The organism is Thermobifida alba (genome assembly GCF_023208015.1).
GTDB lineage: Bacteria > Actinomycetota > Actinomycetes > Streptosporangiales > Streptosporangiaceae > Thermobifida > Thermobifida alba.
Window position 1 is genome coordinate 2,606,510 of record NZ_CP051627.1, and the last position, 15,173, is coordinate 2,621,682.

At 71.6% G+C, this 15,173-nt stretch carries 16 protein-coding genes; 15 read left to right on the plus strand and 1 reads right to left on the minus strand.

Annotation, left to right across the window (positions count from 1 at the left end; all coding sequences use genetic code 11):
• The first annotated feature begins 3 nt into the window (after positions 1–3).
• From FOF52_RS11530 to FOF52_RS11600, 15 genes are all read left to right on the plus strand, one after another.
• Entirely contained in the window at positions 4–378 is a 375-nt protein-coding gene (locus tag FOF52_RS11530) for a TadE/TadG family type IV pilus assembly protein (protein WP_248589968.1), read from the plus strand.
• 34 nt (positions 379–412) lie between these two features.
• On the plus strand, positions 413–1,759 hold the full coding sequence (locus FOF52_RS11535) for a TadA family conjugal transfer-associated ATPase (protein WP_248589969.1): 1,347 nt from the start codon (positions 413–415) through the stop codon (positions 1,757–1,759).
• Positions 1,756–2,685, plus strand: coding sequence for a type II secretion system F family protein (locus FOF52_RS11540; RefSeq protein ID WP_248589970.1), 930 nt, complete (start codon positions 1,756–1,758; stop codon positions 2,683–2,685). The genes FOF52_RS11535 and FOF52_RS11540 overlap by 4 nt, the downstream gene beginning before the upstream one ends.
• A 39-nt stretch (positions 2,686–2,724) precedes the next feature.
• Positions 2,725–3,633, plus strand: a complete 909-nt coding sequence (locus tag FOF52_RS11545) for a type II secretion system F family protein (protein ID WP_248589971.1) — start codon at positions 2,725–2,727, stop codon at positions 3,631–3,633.
• Positions 3,634–3,637: 4 nt separating this feature from the next.
• Positions 3,638–4,849: a sensor histidine kinase gene (locus tag FOF52_RS11550; RefSeq protein ID WP_248589972.1), complete on the plus strand. Its 1,212-nt coding sequence runs from the start codon at positions 3,638–3,640 to the stop codon at positions 4,847–4,849.
• Between the two features lie 23 nt (positions 4,850–4,872).
• Positions 4,873–5,529: a response regulator gene (locus tag FOF52_RS11555; protein ID WP_248589973.1), complete on the plus strand. Its 657-nt coding sequence runs from the start codon at positions 4,873–4,875 to the stop codon at positions 5,527–5,529.
• A gap of 123 nt (positions 5,530–5,652) precedes the next feature.
• Positions 5,653–5,916, plus strand: a complete 264-nt coding sequence (locus FOF52_RS11560) for a hypothetical protein (protein ID WP_248589974.1) — start codon at positions 5,653–5,655, stop codon at positions 5,914–5,916.
• On the plus strand, positions 5,913–6,617 hold the full coding sequence (locus tag FOF52_RS11565; protein WP_248589975.1) for a pilus assembly protein TadG-related protein: 705 nt from the start codon (positions 5,913–5,915) through the stop codon (positions 6,615–6,617). Before FOF52_RS11560 ends, FOF52_RS11565 begins: the two co-directional genes overlap by 4 nt.
• Before the next feature lie 184 nt (positions 6,618–6,801).
• Positions 6,802–7,791: an OmpA family protein gene (locus FOF52_RS11570; RefSeq protein WP_248589976.1), complete on the plus strand. Its 990-nt coding sequence runs from the start codon at positions 6,802–6,804 to the stop codon at positions 7,789–7,791.
• 8 nt (positions 7,792–7,799) lie between these two features.
• The gene (locus FOF52_RS11575) at positions 7,800–8,342 is read left to right on the plus strand and encodes a hypothetical protein (protein WP_248589977.1); all 543 of its coding nucleotides are present in this window, start codon (positions 7,800–7,802) and stop codon (positions 8,340–8,342) included.
• A gap of 23 nt (positions 8,343–8,365) precedes the next feature.
• Positions 8,366–9,031 carry a C40 family peptidase gene (locus FOF52_RS11580; RefSeq protein WP_248589978.1) on the plus strand — a complete coding sequence of 222 codons (666 nt, stop codon included), beginning with the start codon at positions 8,366–8,368 and terminating at the stop codon, positions 9,029–9,031.
• A 116-nt stretch (positions 9,032–9,147) separates the two neighbouring features.
• Positions 9,148–9,918, plus strand: a complete 771-nt coding sequence (locus FOF52_RS11585) for a hypothetical protein (RefSeq protein ID WP_248589979.1) — start codon at positions 9,148–9,150, stop codon at positions 9,916–9,918.
• Positions 9,919–10,176: 258 nt separating this feature from the next.
• Complete coding sequence (locus FOF52_RS11590) at positions 10,177–11,181, plus strand: MinD/ParA family ATP-binding protein (protein WP_248589980.1); 1,005 nt, start codon at positions 10,177–10,179, stop codon at positions 11,179–11,181.
• Between the two features lie 89 nt (positions 11,182–11,270).
• Positions 11,271–12,599, plus strand: coding sequence for a hypothetical protein (locus FOF52_RS11595; protein WP_248589981.1), 1,329 nt, complete (start codon positions 11,271–11,273; stop codon positions 12,597–12,599).
• 9 nt (positions 12,600–12,608) lie between these two features.
• On the plus strand, positions 12,609–12,992 hold the full coding sequence (locus FOF52_RS11600) for a hypothetical protein (RefSeq protein ID WP_248589982.1): 384 nt from the start codon (positions 12,609–12,611) through the stop codon (positions 12,990–12,992).
• A gap of 42 nt (positions 12,993–13,034) precedes the next feature.
• Here FOF52_RS11600 and FOF52_RS11605 read toward each other — a convergent pair whose 3' ends face one another.
• Positions 13,035–15,167 (minus strand): dipeptide ABC transporter ATP-binding protein, encoded by a 2,133-nt coding sequence (locus FOF52_RS11605; protein WP_425265485.1) that lies wholly within the window; start codon positions 15,165–15,167, stop codon positions 13,035–13,037.
• Between the last annotated feature and the right edge of the window lie 6 nt (positions 15,168–15,173).

Consider the following 15,173-nt stretch of genomic DNA (forward strand, 5'->3'; position numbering starts at 1 on the left):
CAGGTGCGCCCGTCCCCCCGCTTCCGTCCCGCCCGCCGCGGCGACCGCGGCTCCCAGATCGTGGAGTTCGCCGCCTACCTGCCGCTGTTCCTGCTCATGGTGACGATCGCGTTCGAGGTGTTCGTCTCGTTCGTCGCCGTCGAACAGGCCGAGAACGCGGCCCGCATCGGCGCCCGGACCGCCGAACGCTCCGGCCCGCTCGACGGGGCCGCGGCGGCACGGCAGGCGCTGCCCGGCTGGCTGGACGACGCCGAGATCCGCACCGGCCACACCGCCGACCGCGGCGTCTACGCCGAGGTGGAGTTCAGCGTCCCCGTGGTCTTCCCGATCGGGGGGCTCGACTACACCGTGGTCCGCCGCGTCGACATGGCCGTCTGACGCCCCCTCCCCCGTCTCCCAGCAGGTAGGACTCATGGCACTCAAGGACCGGCTCAACGAGGACCGCCTCGCCGCCCAGCACTCCGACCGCAGCAGCGTCGCCCACTGGCGGCAGCGCCTGCTCTCCGAGATCAACCTCGACGACCTGGCCGTGCTCAGCCTCGAACAGCGCCGCATCCGCCTGGAGAAGGTCGTCGGCCACCTGTTGTCCCGCGAAGGCCCCGTGCTCTCCGACCGGGAACGCGCCAACATGATCCGCCGGGTGGTGGACGAGGCGCTGGGCCTGGGCGTGCTCGAACCGCTGCTGGCGGACGAGACCATCACCGAGATCATGGTCAACGGCCCCGACGACATCTTCATCGAACGCAACGGCCGGGTGGAGCGCATCGAGACCACGTTCGCCAGCGAGGAGCAGCTCTACCAGACCATCGACCGCATCGTCTCCACGGTGAACCGCCGCGTCGACGAGTCCAGCCCGATGGTGGACGCGCGCCTGCCCACCGGGGAGCGCGTCAACGTGATCATCCCGCCGCTCTCCCTGTCCGGGCCGATCATCACGATCCGGCGGTTCCCCAAACCGTTCACCATCGAGCAGCTCATCGCCAAGGGCAGCCTCGACGAGGCGACCGGCATCCTGCTGGCCTCGATGATCCGCGCCCGGTTCAACGTGATCGTCTCCGGGGGCACCGGCACCGGAAAGACCACCTTCCTCAACGCGCTGTCGGCGTTCGTGCCCTCCCACGAACGCATCATCACCATCGAGGACTCCGCCGAACTGCAACTGCAGCAGGAGCACGTGCTGCGGCTGGAGGCCCGCCCGCCCAACATCGAGGGCGAGGGCGCCATCACCATCCGCGACCTGGTCCGCAACTCGCTGCGCATGCGGCCCGACCGCATCATCGTCGGCGAGGTCCGCGGCGCCGAGACCCTCGACATGCTGCAGGCGATGAACACCGGCCACGACGGCTCGCTGGCCACCGTGCACGCCAACTCCGCCGACGACGCCGTGCACCGCCTGCTGACCCTGGCCTCCATGAGCGAGGTCAAGATCCCCTTCGAGGCGCTGCGGGACCAGGTCAACGCGGCGATCGACGTCATCGTGCACCTGTCCCGCTACCCGGACGGCTCGCGGCGGGTCGCGGAGCTGGCGGTGGTGGCCTCCACCCGGCGGGAGGAGTTCCGCCTGGAGCCGCTGCTGAGCTTCCGGGCGGACCGCTACGAGGCGAACCGCCGGGTCACCGGAGAATTCCACCGTTTCCCGCTGCCGCGGCACATCGCCCAACGCCTCCACGCCGCCGGCGAGACGATCCCGGCGGCGTTCGGCGTCCGCCCCGTTCCCCCCTCCGCCAACGGCTTCCCCTTCCCCGGAGGCGCGCTGTGAACTACACCCTGGTCATCCTGCTCGCCACGATCGCCACGCTGACCGTCGCGGTGTGGGGCGTGGTCGTCTTCCTGGACGGTGTGGCGCAACGCCGCATGCTGGCCGCACGCAGCGTGCTGGCCGAGGTGGAGCGGCGGGCCAACACCCCGCTGGCCCGCCTGGACGTGCGGCTGCGGCGGACACGGCTCGGCCACCAGGTCCAACTGCGCCTGGCCCGCTCGGGCGTCCGGATGAAGGTCTCCTCCTTCGTGCTGCTGGTGGCGGCCAGCGCCGTGGCCGCGGTCGCCGTCGTCTGGCAGGTCCTCGCCCCGGTGCTGGGCCTGCTCGCCGCCGCCCTGGTGGGCTACCTGTTCCTCGCCTACCTGAACCGGCAGGAGGAGAAGCGCCGGGAGGCGTTCACCGCGCAGCTGCCCGAACTCGCCCGGGTGCTGTCCAACGCCACCCAGGCGGGCCTGTCCCTGCCCACCGCGATCGACATGGCCGCCGACGAACTCCCCGACCCGGCCGGGGCGGAACTGCGGCACGTCGCCGAGTCGATCAAGGTCGGCCAGTCCTTCGAGAGCGCCGTCAACGACTTGAGGGAACGCATGCCCTCCCGGGAGATCGGCGTGCTGGTCTCCACCCTGCTGGTGTCGGCCCGCTCCGGCGGCGCGCTGGTCACGGCGCTGCGCACCATCTCCGACACCCTGGAGAACCGCAAGGAGACCCGGCGCGAGGTCCGCACGATCCTGAGCGAGACCACCAACACGGCGTGGACGCTGCTGGCCATGGGCGTGGGATCGCTGTTCCTGCTCAACGTGATCATGCCCGGCACCGTGGCCGCGATGACCAGGAGCTTCGCCGGCCTCACCGTCCTGGGCACCGCCCTGGCCCTCTTCACCGTCGGGTTCGTGGTGATCCGCCGCATGGCCCGCATCGACTTCTGAGCCCGCCCACCCCCCGACCGACGCACGGAGCCCGAACCCATGTCCATCGTGCTGAACCCCCTGACGGCCCTGCTGGTGGGCCTGTCCGGCGCGCTCTGCGTGGCCCTGTTCGTGTGGGGCTTCCACCTGCTGACACGCAGAAGCGAGGTCGCGGGCGACTTCGTCGTCGAGGCGCCGAAACGGAAGACCAACGAGACCTTCTTCCTGCACCGCGTCACCGAACTGATCGGACGGCCGTTCGCCCCGACCGTCCTGGAGTGGCTGGGAGACGAACGGCAGGCCCGGATCCAGCTCCTCATCGACGCGGCCGGCCGCCCCGACGGACTCACCGTGCGGCGCTACGCGCAGCGCAAGGCCGGGGAGGTGCTGCTCTACGGCGGCCTGGCGCTCCTGCTGTTCCTGAACGGCTCGCCGATGCTCGCCGTGGTGGTGTGCTGCTTCTGCGCGCTCACCGAACTGTCGCTGCTGTCCGAGAGACGCAACCGCCAGGAGGAGGTCCAGAAGCAGCTGCCCGACTTCCTGGACGTCCTCGCGGTCACGGTGAGCTCCGGGCTCGCCTTCCGCCAGGCGCTGGCCCGGGTGGCCGACTCCATGCCGGGAGTGCTGGCCGCGGAGTTCCAGCTGGCGCTGCGCCAGATGGAACTGGGCACCAGCAGGCGGGACGCGTTCAACGCGCTGCGGGACCGCAACTCCAACGAGGCCCTGGGCCGGTTCATCACGGCCCTGCAGCAGTCCGAGGACCTGGGCGCCCCGCTCACCCAGACCCTGCACGCGATCAGCACCGACATGCGCCGGGAGGACGCCCAGTTCCTGCGGCGCAAGGCGCAGCAGCTCAACCCCCGGGTCACCGGGGTGACCGCGGCCACCATGCTGCCCGGCTTGCTGCTGATCATCGGCGGCGGCATCTTCCTCGGCTCCGACATCGACCTCTCGGCCATCCTCGGGTGATCCCGTGGACACCGTGACCGGACGGGAGGAGGCCCCGCTGGAGCGGCTGACCGGGCTGACCCGGCTGCTCGTCCAGCTGCGGTTCCTGCTCACCGGCGTCGCCCTGCTGCTGCTCCCCCCGGAGCGGATCTCCGCGGGCGTCGTCGTCATGCTGGTCAGCTACGCGGTGCTCTCCTGGCTGCTGTCCCGCCACTGGGAGCGGCTCTCCGCCCACGTGGTGCGCCGTCCACCGCTGGTCGCCGCCGACGCCCTGGTCGCCTCGGCGATCCTGGCGGTGGCCGGCCCCTCCGGGGCCTTCTTCCTCGCCACGGTGCTCACCAGCGTCACCGCCGGGGTGCTGTACCGGCTCAGGGGCGTGGCGGCCGCCTCCGCGCTCCAGGTCCTCGGCTACCTGCTGGCCCTGCTCGCGTACCTGGGGGAGCTGTCCGCCCCGGACGCGACGCTCTGGGTCAACGTGCAGGTCGTCGTCATCCAGCCGCTGCTCTACCCGACCGCCGGGTACATCGGGCTGCGGCTGCGCGGCCTGTTCGAGGAGCTGGCCCTGGAGCAGGAGCGGCGGCGCGCCGCCGAACGCGCGGCCGCGGCCGCGGAGGAGCGCGCCCGGCTGGCCCGGGACATGCACGACTCGGTGGCCAAGACCCTGCGGGGCGCGGCCCTGGCGGCCCAGGCCCTGCCGGTCTGGCTGCGCAAGGACCCGGAGCGCGCGGCCGCCACCGCGGCCCAGGTGGCGGACGCCGCCGAGACCGCCGCACGGGAGGCCCGCGAACTCATCACCGACCTGCGCGAGGAGGCCCCCGACACCCCCGTCGCGGACCGGGTGGCCGCGGTGCTGCGCGAGTGGTCCGCCCGGACCGGGGTGCGCACCCGGCTGCGCTCCTGCGGGTCCCCGCTGCCGCTGCTGGTGACCGCCCGCCACGAGACCCTCGCCGTGCTGCGCGAGGCCCTCGCCAACGTCGACCGGCACGCCGCCGCCCGGACCGTCGACGTGGAGCTGGCCGCGGAGGACGGGTACCTGGTGCTGACCGTCCGCGACGACGGCCGGGGGTTCGACCCCGAGGCGCCCGTTCCCGGCCACTACGGCCTGGTGGGCATGCGGGAGCGCGCGGTCCGCGCCGGGGGCCGCCTGGCCCTCGACACGGCCCCGGGCAGGGGGACCGCGCTGACCCTGCGCGTCCCGCTGGCGGCGCCGTCCGACACCAGCGAACGATCCCCGTGATCCCCGGTCAAGGAGGTCCCGCCATGTCCCCGATCACCGTTCTCGCGGTCGACGACAACATCGTCGTCCGCGCGGGCCTGGTCGCCCTGCTGGAGACCGCCGACGACATCCGGGTGGTCGGCGAGGCGGGCGACGGCGCCGAGGCCGTGGTGAAGGCCCGGGAACTGCGTCCCGACGTCGTGCTGCTCGACGTCCGCATGCCGGTGCGCGACGGGGTGAGCGTGGTGGAGGAACTCGCCGAGTTCACCAGGGTGGTGATGCTCACCCACACCGAGGACCCCGAGGTCGTGCAGACGGCGCTGCGCCGCGGCGCCTCCGGCTACCTGGTGCACGGCCACTTCACCCTGGACGAACTGGACCGCGCGCTGCGCGAGGTGGTGCGCGGAACCGGCAGCCCGCTCTCCCCGGTCGCCGCGGCCGCCCTGGTCTCCTCCCTCCGCTCCGCTCCGCGCACCCCCGCTCCGGTCGACCCCGCGGCCCTGGGGCTGACCGACCGGGAGGCCGAGGTGCTCGCGGCGATGGCGCGGGGCCTGTCCAACGCCGAGATCGCCGCGGAGCTCTTCCTGTCCGAGAAGACCGTGAAAAACCACATCAACCGTATTTTTCGGAAACTCGGTGTGGCCACCCGGGCGGCGGCGATAGCCCGCTGGAACGGCCACGCGGAGCCCTCACCCGGGTGAATCCGCTCGGGGTCTTCCTGGGTCCGTACATTTGGGCCCGCAGGCCCTAGGATTCCGGTTCACTGTTCTCTAGCTTGGTGAATCGTCCACGGGAAACCGGAGAAAGCACCCCCAGGAGTTCCGATGCCGACCCCGTTCCTCTTCCTCTACACCAAGGCCCGGGCATCCCTCGCCGACCGGCTGCGCCACCGCGACGACCGGGGCGGCGGTTTCGTGGAGTACGCGGCCGTCATCGTGCTGGTGGCCGCGATCGCCGCAGCCGTGTTCGCCAGCGACCTGGGCAACCAGATTGCAAACAGCCTGGTTGCCACGATCACACAGATCCTCGAAGGCGGTGGTGACGGTACCGGCACTGGCGGACGCGGTCTCTGGCCCTGGTCTTCATGAGGTTCTGTCTCCGACCGTTTCCGGCTGACGAGCGCGGACAGGCCAACCTGTTCCTGCTCGTCGGCTTGACGCTGTCCCTGCTGGCGTTGACTCTCCTCTTCATCCGGCTGGGTGACGCCAACCAGTTGCGCAGCCGCTCCCAGACCGCGGCGGAGGCCGCCGCGCTGGCCGCGGTCGCGGTCGCCCGCGACAACGCGGCCGAGATGCTGGCCAGCCACCGGATCCCGTACTACCGGCTCTACGATCCCGCGCGCGGCCGCACCCAGGCGGAGAGGTACGCCCAGAAGAACGGGGCCATCCTGGAGGACATCCGGGCCAGCGACAACAGCATGGGGCAGCTCGGCAACTTCGTCCGGGTGGAAGTCCGCGGCGCGAACTGCCGCAAGGAGCTGCTGGAGGACCGCAGCCGCGGCTGGTCCGACACCGTCTGCGCCAACGCGGACGACGGGGAGGGCTTCGTCCGGCTCGGCAACGCCGCGGCCATCGCCGAGATGGTCATGCCCGACTGCTCCTACGTCTTCGGCGCCGAGTACCGGATCGTCGGCGTCTCCTGCGACGGCCAGGTGATCCGGAGCGAGCAGCACGCCCGACAACTCATCGACATCCGCCTGGTACCGCGGGAGGGACGGTATCTCTACAAGCCCTTCGGCGTGGCCGATCCGGCAGAAGAGGAGGAAATCACCCCCACCCCTTCTCCCTGAACGCCCTTCGGTTTTCTGTTCCGGTCTCCCCTCTCCAGGGGTTCTTCCCACCTCGTATACTCTCTCGTCACCTCCGTTGGCTAAGCTGGCAAAGCTTTGTACCCGATTGGAAGACTGCACCGTGGATCAACCACTTTTCGCTTCTGGTCTTTCCCGTGCAGCCAGACTCCTTCTTCCGGCAGCGTTGAGCGCGGTCCTGCTCGCCGCCTGCGTCTCCGCTCCGGGAACCTCCGATCCTTCTTCTTCCTCTTCCTCCGAGGAAACCGGTGGGAACGGGGCCGGTACTTCTAGCGGGGAGAGTCAGCCCATCGCCACAGCCGCCTACCACGCCAGCACTGAAAAACACCTGCGATTCGACCTCATCGCTCTGGAGCGCCTCAACGACGATATGGCTGTGTTGGCAATGACCGTGACCAACGAGGGAAACGAGAAAGCCTTCGTCATGCACAGTCTCGCCGAAGTTGATGGGCAGGCGAGCACACCCGACGGGGTGTCTCTGATCGACACGGCCAACCAGAAGCGTTACATGCCCCTCAAACTCGCGGACGGGACGTCCTGCCACTGCTCCTCATGGCGGGGGAACGAGTCGCTGGATCCGGGAGAGGTCATCCGGACCTGGGTCACCTTCCCCGCCCCGCCTCCCGAGGTCGACACGATGACCGTCACCACTCCGGTGACCCCCGACTTCCTCGACGTCCCCATCACCCAGGTCACCGAGGACAGGGAAGAGATCACCGCTGTCGCCGTCGCCGAGCCCCGGATCCTAGACATCGGAGCTTTCCAGGACGATCCCGAAAGCGGGACCTCCCGTCTGGAGTCCGGCGACACGACCCAGGTGATGCTCTCCTCTGACGTCCTCTTCGAGTTGAACGAGTCCGAACTCACCCCCGAAGCCGAGAGTGTGCTGAAGGACGTAGCCGAGGAGATCGACGCCTCCTCCGCGACCACGGTGCGGATCGACGGCTACACCGACAACACTGGGAACGACTCCATCAACATCCCCCTCTCCGAGGCGAGGGCGGAGTCCGTCCGCGAGGCGCTTGAGGAACTCACCACCAGGGACGGAATCGAATTCGAGACCGCCGGTCACGGTTCCAGCAACCCGGTAGGCAACAACGACACCGAAGAGGGCCGCAAGAAGAACCGCCGCGTCACCGTCACTTTCGCCAAGTAGGGACCTGCATGCTGAACCGAATTCTTTCTCGCGTCGCAGTCGGCACCCTGGCGATCCCCGCTGTTCTGGCACTGTTGACCGGATCTGTTTCACATGCCGACGAGGATGACTCCCCCGCTCTGGAGAGTTCGTCACTGGGCTCCAGCCAAGCAAGCAATAGCAGTTGGAACGGCGCGGTCATCGAAATCAGGGAGTTGAGACGCAGCGTAGCTGGGAACTACGCCCAACTCGTCTGGACTCTCAATAACGAAAGCTCCAAAACCATAAACCTGGGAGAACTCCGAAACAGAACCTACAATTATGGGGCAACAGCCGGAAGCGGTCTGGTACTCGTCGACAAAGACACCGGACTCCGATTCCATCCCTACCTTGACTCAGACCTGGACTGCGTCTGCGCCGGAGTAGACCATAGCCCGAATGTATTCGACTTCATCGTCGAACCCGGATCCCAAACCACCTACTGGGCTTCGTACCAACTTCCCCCGGATGTCGAGACGGTCACCGTCGAGATCCCCGGCTTTCTTCCCGTGAAGGACGTTCCTGTCAGCTGACCTCCCCGGCCAAGGAGTTCCCGGTGGCGAGATCGCGTTCCCCCCAGTTCCGCCCCGCGTCCGCGGACGACCGCGGCTCCTCCTTCGTGGAGGTCGGGGCCGTGACCCTCGTGGCGGCCGGAATCATCCTCGCCGTCGCCCAGTCCCCGATCGGGGAGACGTTCCACGACAGCGTCCGCGAGATGGTGTGCCTGGTGGAGGGCCCCGAGTGCGGGGGCGAGACCTGGACGGAGGTCCAGCGGCCGGAGGAACCCGAGGAGTACGTCTTCACCTTCCCCGTCGGCTACTACGGCGGGGAGGTCATCGGCGAGGGCAACGCCCGGGTCGCCATCGAGTGGGCGCTGTCCAAACAGGGCCTGCCGTACGTGTGGGGCGGCACCGGTCCGCACGGCTACGACTGCTCCGGGCTCGTCCAGGGGGCCTGGCGGGCCGCGGGCGTGCAGATCCCCCGGACCACGTGGCAGCAGCAGGGTGCCCTGCCCCCGGTGAGCAGGGACCAGTTGCAGCCGGGTGACCTGATCTTCTTCCAGACCATCCCCGGTCCGCCCCCGACCCACGTCGGCATGTACATCGGCGACGGCAAGATGGTGCACGCCGGGAGCCCGGTGAACGTCACGCAGGTGCTCGGCAACCCCTACTGGGAGTCCCGGTGGGTGGGTGCCGCACGGGTCCCCCAGGCCGCGGAGTGACCGACGGCCGCCCGTCCTCCCCCGCCCGGTCGCCGGATACGCCGCGTGAACCGTTCGACCCGTGCGGTGGGCCCGCGCCCACTGTGGAAGCTCCACCCGCACCGTCAGGGATGCCGATGTCCTCCTTCCGCACCCGCGCCGTCGCCGCCGCGGTCCTGTTCGCTGCCGGGGCGGGCTGTGCCCCCGACGGCTCCGCCGCCCCGGAACCGTCCGCAGCCCCGCTGTCCGCCGAGGCGCGGCTCGTCCGGGACCTCGGCTGCACCGGCTGCTCCGCCGACGTCCACACCGTTCCCGGACTGACCTACCAGGACACCCCGGTGCGCGCGCTGGTCGCCGAGGCCGAACTCGACGCGCACCCGGTGACCGGCGCGACCCGGACCACCCGGGTCTTCCTGCTCGACGCGGACGACGAGCTGCTGGCCAGCAACCTGAACGAACCCCCCACCGGGTTCGTCCCCCTGCCTCCCGCCGAGTTCGACGACAGTTGGACCGTCGCGGAGGACGGCACGTTCCTCCTGCTGACCAGGTACAGCGGGGTGGCGGGGCTGCAGCAGGTCTCCTGGCTGCGACCGGACCTGCCGGACAGCGTCAGGCAGTTCGGCCTCAGCGGTCCCCTGACGGCGGGCCAGCGCGGCGTGGAGACGGCGGACCTGGACGGCGACGGTTCCGTGGAGATCGTGGGCTACCTGGGGGACGACAACCCCGAGTGGGCCGAGAGGTACGTGAAATTCTTCCACCGGTTCGACGCGGACAGCGGAGCCTACTATCCGTGGCGCTGCTCCGAGAGCGACGACGGCGGCGTCTCCTACCCCGAACCGGTCACCATGTACGAGGCGCCCTGCTACGAGTTCGGCAGCGGGCCGCTGCCCTGGGCGGAAGACGACTAGCCCGCCGTCCCGCCCCTCCGCAGTACCCGGAGCGGCAGTCCCGGGGCAGGCCGAGCAGCCCCCGGACGTGCCGGCAGCGGACCTTCCGGGCCCGCGGCACCGACGACGCGACGGGGCGGGCCCGGTCTCCGCTGGGTCCGGGGGCCCAGCGTCTTTGGGCCGACACGGATCTGTGATTCGGCGGTCGGAGTGCGTAAAATGCGGGCGCGTTCCCCTAGGTTCGCGGCCGCGGGCCGCGGTGGCAGAAAGCGCTGCACCGTGCCTCCAGCTTCCTCTCCCCGACCGGGACCGGCCGACGACAGCCGGTATCCCGACGCCCACCGGCCCCCACTGGACCCGCCGCGCCCGGGGACCGCCGCGGACCTGACCTCCGAGTCGCTGCTGCGCCCCGCCCGACGCCCCCCGAGCGAGGGGTGGCGGCGCGCGGTCTTCACGGCCAGCCGCGGCCTGATCAACCCGGGCGAGTCCCGGGGGGAGCGGCGCCGCCGCGAGCTGCGCGCCCTGGTGTGCGACCCCGTGGTCGGCGGCCACCACCGGATCGCCGTGCTCGGCGCGCGGAACGGCGCCGGCAGGACCACCACCGCGGTCGGTCTCGGATCGGTGCTGGCCGAGGAGCGCGGCGACCGGGTGATCGCGGTGGACGCCGCCCCGCACGGGGGCACCCTCACCGAACGGCTGGCCACCCGGCTGCGCCCCCGCCTCGGCGCCCGCGACCTGGTGGCCCGCCGGGAGACCCTGAAGCGGTACTCGGACGTGCGCGCCTACACCGGCCAGGCGCCGTCCCGCCTGGAGTTCCTCTCCTCGGGCGCCGACCCCGACGCGCGCCGGGTCCTCAGCGACGGCGACTACCGCCACGTCGCCGGAATCGTGGAACGCTTCTACTCGGTCTGCGTCACCGACTGCGGGAGCGGCGTGCTGCACCCGGCGATGGGGGCGATCCTGGAGTCGGCCGACCAGGCCGTGGTGGTCTGCCCGCCCTCCGTGGACGGGATGCGCGGCGCCTCCGCCCTCCTGGACTGGCTGGAGGTCAACGGGCACGCGGCGCTCGCCCGCTCCTGTGTGGTGGTCCTCTCCCGGGTGGGCCGGACCACCGACTCCGACCTGCTGGCACGCCACTTCTCCGACCGCTGCCGCCGGGTGCTGCCCATCCCCGAGGACCCGCACCTGGCCGAGGGCGGGCCGGTCGACCTGGCCCGGCTGCGTCCCGCCACCCACCTGGCCTACCTGGAACTGGCTGCCGAGGTCGCCTCCGTCTTCCGCTGACCGCCGTCTCCGCTGGGCCCGCGGACCCACCCGGAATTGGGGCCTGGGCTGCTATCCGCCCGCAGGGGGCGATCCCTACAGTCCCCGGCATGTGTTGGCCCCGAAGCGACCGCGGCGGCAGCCTCATCGAGTACGCCGCCGTCCTGCTGCTCGTCTGCGCGATCGCGGCGGCCGTCGTCATGGTGGCGCTGCCCCGCCCCGTGGCGGACGGCCTCGCCCGCGCCGTCTGCCTGGCCCTGCAGCTCGACGACTGCGAAGCGTCCACCGAGGTCGCCGACGCCGACTACGAGCCCGAGCGCTGCCTGCAGACCCGTATGACGGACGTGTCGGGCTACCAGGTCGAGGTCGTCGTCACCTTCGGTGAGGAGTTCTCGTTCATCACCGAGTCGTTCTCCGACGGCGAGACCCGCGTGACCCTCGTGGACACGGCCAAACTGGAAGCCTCCCTGGGAGCGGGCGCCAGCCTCAACATCACCAGGGCGTTCCAGCTCGGCGCGGAGATCAGCGTCGGCGGCGGCCTGAGCGTGCCCAACGGCAGCACCTGGGTCTTCGACAGTCCGGAGGAGGCCGAGCAGCTCATGGACGACCTGCGCACCCGGCAGCGGATCGACATCACCAAGAGCGTCAGTCCGATCATCGGCTGGGGGGTCGACCTGATCTGGGGGCCCGACATCCCCGACCCGGACATCGTCCGGACCGGGGTGGAGGCCGAGCTGGGCGTCGACGGCCACGCCGGGTTCAATATCGGCAACGAACGCAAGCGGAACGGCGACAAGGACAGCGGAGGCGTCCGGGGCTGGTCGCTCAGCCCCAAACTGCAGGTGCAGGGCGCGGTCGGGGTGACGGCGGCGCTCACCGAGTCCGTGGACTCCCGCGACGGGAGCGTGTCCACGACGTACTCGCTCGGCGGCACGGCGAGCATCGGCGCGGACTGGGTCGTCGACGACTGGAAGCCCAGCGGGGAACGCACCGGCACGATGACCGTCACCCGCGACGCCGAGGGGCGGATCACCGGGGTGGAACTGGTCCAGCTCGCCGCGGACAGCTCGGGGGTCACGGTGACCACCACCGAGTTGGCGGTGGAGACCGCCGAGGAGCGCGCCATGGTCGAGGAGTGGATGGGCTGGGTCGTCGACGACCAGGTGCTTCCGCTGACCTGGGACTCGCTGGCCCCCATCGAGCTGGGGGACGATCCGGACCCGTTCGAGCGGTGGCTGTTCGAGGAGGGGCGCACCTCGCGGGTGCGCTACGACGACGACAGCAGCATCCACGAGCTGAGCGGCAACATCAAACTCGGGGTGAGCCTGGGACTGGGCGGCACCTGGGGGGACGAGTCGCTGACGGTGGTCGACGCCGAGTACCTGGGTGCTCCCGTGAACGGCACCCGCCCGTACGTCCCCTACGAGACCTGCGCCTGAGGAGGCGACGTGAACCTGGTGGTCTGCTGGCTGGTCGGCCTGGTGGCGTGGTTCGTCTGCAACACCGCGGGAGCGGGGGTGATCCTGCGGGCCGCCTCCGCCGAGCAGTTGTCCTCCTTCGACGGGGTCGTGCTGTGGTACGGCTCCTCCGGTTTCGTCTGCGCTCTCGTCGCCGCGGCCCTGGCCGCCCTGGTGCACCGCGGCCCGCACCGTGACCGCGGGGTCCGCGACGCCGTGGCGTCCCTGGGCGCGCCGGTGGCGGCGCTCCTCGTCGACTCCGTCCTCGTGGCGTCGCGGCCCTCGCCCGACTGGGGCCTGTTCCTGGCGCCGGCCGCGCTGTCCCTGGCCGGTGCGGTCGCCGGCTGGCTGCTGGGGCGTGCGCTGCGTCCCTGAGCGGCGGCGCCCGCCCCGCCACGGGCGGGGGCGCGGTGCCGCTCAGGCGTGGTGGCAGGCCACCCGGTGGTCGGTGTCGCCGAGCGGCCGCAGTCGCGGCGTCCGGGTCACGCACGTGTGCCGGTCGGTCTCGGCCAGGGTGGGGAACCTGGGGCAGCGGGTCCGGAAGCGGCATCCCGACGGGGGGTCGGCCGGGTCGGGCGGTTCCCCGGCCAGCACGGTCCGGTCCCGGCGGGCCGCCTCCGGATCGGGGACGGGCACCGCGGACAGCAGCGCCCGGGTGTAGGGGTGGCGCGGGTCGGTGAAGACCGGCCCGGTGTCGCCGATCTCCACGATGGTGCCCAGGTGCATGACGGCGGTCCGGTCCGCGACGTGCCGGACCGTCGCCAGGTCGTGCGCGACGAGCAGGCAGGACAGGCCGAGCCGGGCCCGCAGGTCCGCGAGCAGGGCGAGGATGCCGGCGCGCACGGACACGTCCAGCGCCGACACCGGTTCGTCCAGCAGCAGCAGCCGGGGCCGCAGGGCGATGGCGCGGGCGATGCCGACGCGCTGGCGTTCCCCTCCGGACAGTTGGGCCGGGCGGCGCCGCGCGTGGGAGTCGTCCAGTCCGACCAGGGCCAGGACCTCCCGCACCCGGTGCGGGAGGTGCCGGCGGGGGTGGCGGTGCACGCGCAGCGGTTCGGCGACGATCTCGGCAACTGTCATGCGCGGGTCCAGGGCCGAGGAGGAGTCCTGGAGGACCACCTGGAGGTCGCGGCGGAGGGCGAAGCGCTCCTCGGGGGTGAGCGCACCGGTGTCGTGGCCCAGGACCGTGATCCGGCCGCGTTCGGGCCGGGTCAGTTCGAGGATCTCGGTGAGGACGGTGGACTTGCCCGCACCGGACTCCCCCACCAGCGCCAGCGTCTCGTGTTCGCGCAGGTCGAAGCTGATGCCGTCGACCGCTCGCACGGCGCCCGCCCGGCGTCTGAGGAGCGCGCCCCGGTACAGCGGGTGGTGTTTGGCGAGGTCGTCGACGTCGAGCACGACGGGCCGCCGGTCCCGGGGGGTGGGCGCGGCGTTTCCGGGGAGGGCGGGGCTCGGGTAGAGGTCGGCCGCCCCCCAGTGGTGGGCGGCGATGTCGTCGGCGCGGTGGCAGGCCGCACGGTGGCCGGTGGCGGAGGGCTGGTCCACCGGCAGCAGCGCGGGGGGTTCGGTGCGGCAGTGCGGGAGCACGATGGGGCAGCGCGGCGCGAACGGGCAGCCGGGGGACGGCGCGGCGGGGTCCGGCGGGGTCCCCCCGATGGGCGCCGGGAGCGCGGGGGCGGCGGTGTCCGCGCGGGGGAGCGCCGCCAGCAGTCCCATGGTGTAGGGCATGCGGGGGCGGCGGTACACCTGGGGCACGGTTCCCGTCTCCACGGGGCGTCCGGCGTACATGACCAGCACCCGGTCGGCGATCTCGGCGACCACGCCGAGGTCGTGGGTGATCACGACGATCGCGGCGCCGGTCTCGCGGCGGACGGCGGCGAGCAGGTCGAGGATCTGGGCCTGGACGGTGGCGTCCAGGGCGGTGGTGGGCTCGTCGCAGAGGATGACGTCGGGATTGTTGGCCGTGGCCAGGGCGATCATGACGCGCTGGCGCATGCCTCCGGAGAGTTCGTGGGGGTAGGCGTCGGCGCGGCGGTCCGCGTCGGGGATGCCGACGCGGCGCAGGAGTTCGACGGCGCGTTCCCTGGCCTGTCGGCGGGTGGTCCGGGGCTGGTGCAGGCGGACGGCCTCGGCCAGCTGGGAGCCGACGGTGCGGACCGGGGTGAGGGCCGCCAGCGGGTCCTGGAAGACCACGGAGACGTGTCTGCCGCGCACCTCGGCGAGTCTCCGTTCGTCGAGGCCGAGCAGTTCCCGCCCGTTGAGCCGGATCGAACCGGACACCCGGGCGTGGTCGGGCAGCAGTCCCGGCACGGCCAGGGCGGCCGCCGACTTGCCCGCTCCGGACTCCCCGACGATGGCCAGGATCTCGCCGCGGCGCACCTGGTAGCTGAGGCCGCGTACCGCCCGGACGTCGCCGCCGCGGCCGGTTCCGGGGAAGGTGACGTGGAGGTCGTCGACGCGCAGCACGGGCTCGTCCGGCGGGTGCGGCCCGGTCGTTTCGGGGGGAGACACCGGCTCGGGGTGGGTCTCGGTTCCGGTCACGGTGTGCATCCTAGG